At 65.4% G+C, this 1,536-nt stretch carries 2 protein-coding genes; one reads left to right on the top strand and one right to left on the bottom strand.

Features of this window, described 5'->3' with window-relative positions:
• The first annotated feature begins 218 nt into the window (after positions 1-218).
• A complete protein-coding gene (locus ACGF1Z_RS35575; RefSeq protein ID WP_393010787.1) occupies positions 219-1,061 on the top strand; it encodes an IS5 family transposase in 843 nt (280 codons plus the stop codon).
• 10 nt (positions 1,062-1,071) lie between these two features.
• Here the strand turns inward: ACGF1Z_RS35575 and ACGF1Z_RS35570 are convergent, their stop codons facing one another.
• Positions 1,072-1,383, bottom strand: coding sequence for a hypothetical protein (locus ACGF1Z_RS35570; RefSeq protein ID WP_393010785.1), 312 nt, complete (start codon positions 1,381-1,383; stop codon positions 1,072-1,074).
• Positions 1,384-1,536: the final 153 nt, after the last annotated feature.

The raw sequence follows: 1,536 nt of genomic DNA, 5'->3' as shown, positions 1-1,536 counted from the left end.
AAAGAGCGTTTTGTCCCGGCAGGGGTGCTTCATTGCAGTTCAGCTGGCGGACCGGTTCGGGACGGCTGAGGCAGTGGACGTCTGTTGTGGCAGGTGGGGCGGGTGACGTCCTTCGAGGGTCCGTTTCGGTCCCTTCGCTCCTGTCTGATCCCAGCACGCCCCCGGTCACACCTGTTTGCGCCCTGTGGCGGGACCGCGGCCATCGGTACTACAGAAACATGCCTCGCAGACAGCGGCCGTATCCGAGTGACCTGTCCGATGCCCGTTGGGAACTGCTGGAGCCAACTCTGACAGCCTGGCGGACCGAACGAAGAGGGAAGGGCCTGGACATAGGCCGGCCGCCCGAGCATGACCTGCGGCGGATCATGGACGCGATCCTCTACGTCGACCGGACCGGGATCCCCTGGCGGTATCTGCCGCACGACTTCGCCCCATGGGAGACCGTCTACGGATATTTCGCCGCCTGGCAGAAGGACGCGGTCTTCGACCAGCTCAACGGACTCCTGCGGCGCCTGGTCCGGAAAGCCGAAGGCCGCGACGCCGAGCCGAGCGCCTGCGTCCTGGACGCCCAGAGCATCAAGACCTCCGCGAACGTCCCGGCCGCCGGCCAGGGCATCGACGCGGGCAAGAAGATCGCAGGCCGCAAACGCCACATCGGCGTCGACACACTCGGCCTTCTCCTGGCCGTGCTGGTCACCGCCGCCAATGTCTCCGACAACGCTGGCGGTATTCGAGTTCTCTCGAGCATTGCCGCAGACCACCCGCGTGTCACGAAGGCGTGGGCCGACACGGGCTACCGCACCAAAGTCATCGACCACGGTGCCCGCCTCGGCATCGACGTCGAAGCCACACGCCGCAACCCTGACCAGAAGGGCTTCAAGGTGATTCCGCGACGCTGGGTTGTCGAGCGGACCTTCGGCTGGCTCATGCACCACCGCCGCCTCGCCCGCGACTACGAGACTCACCCGCACCGCTCCGAAGCAATGATCAAGGTGGCCATGGTCGACCTCATAAGCCGACGGCTCACCCGCGAATCGACCCCGAACTGGCGCGACTCCTGAGCGCACCAAGTCAGGCTGCAGAGCCCTGAGCAGGGCAATGCCAGTCAGCCGAGTCGATCGCGTTCCCTTCCACGTCGGAGAGGTGGAAGCAGTTGCCGTTGACCCAAACCGTGATCGATTCGGGCCGATGGTCGACCTGGAATGGCTCGTCCCTACGCAGAGTCCCCGACCATGAACCATCCGCTGCAGGCGAGTGGGTGACCACGACCCACGTCTGCTTCGGGAGAAGCTGGTGCGTATCCGCCCAGGGCTCCACGGTCAGCTCCAACGCCGCCTCACCGCCGTTGCTGATCAGCAGCCGCGCTGTTCCCTCAGTGGCCACTCGCGGCACACCTCCTTGCCTCTACCGACGACCCCGGTTCAACCGCAGTCCTTGCAGGCTCTCACGACCCGATCGCCACACGCCCGATCACCTCATCCAAGCGGCCTCGTCGCCCGAGTAAGCAAACAGCCCTGCCGGGACAAAACGCTCTTT

It is taken from the genome of Streptomyces sp. NPDC048018, assembly GCF_043202995.1.
GTDB lineage: Bacteria > Actinomycetota > Actinomycetes > Streptomycetales > Streptomycetaceae > Streptomyces.
Note: the sequence above shows the minus strand (reverse complement) of the source record. Positions and strands in the feature narration are given on the sequence as shown.

Excerpts from the sequence above, each read along its gene's own strand:
- ACGF1Z_RS35575 (WP_393010787.1), top strand. The coding sequence starts at position 219 with ATGCCTCGCAGACAGCGGCCGTATCCGAGTGACCTGTCCGATGCCCGT.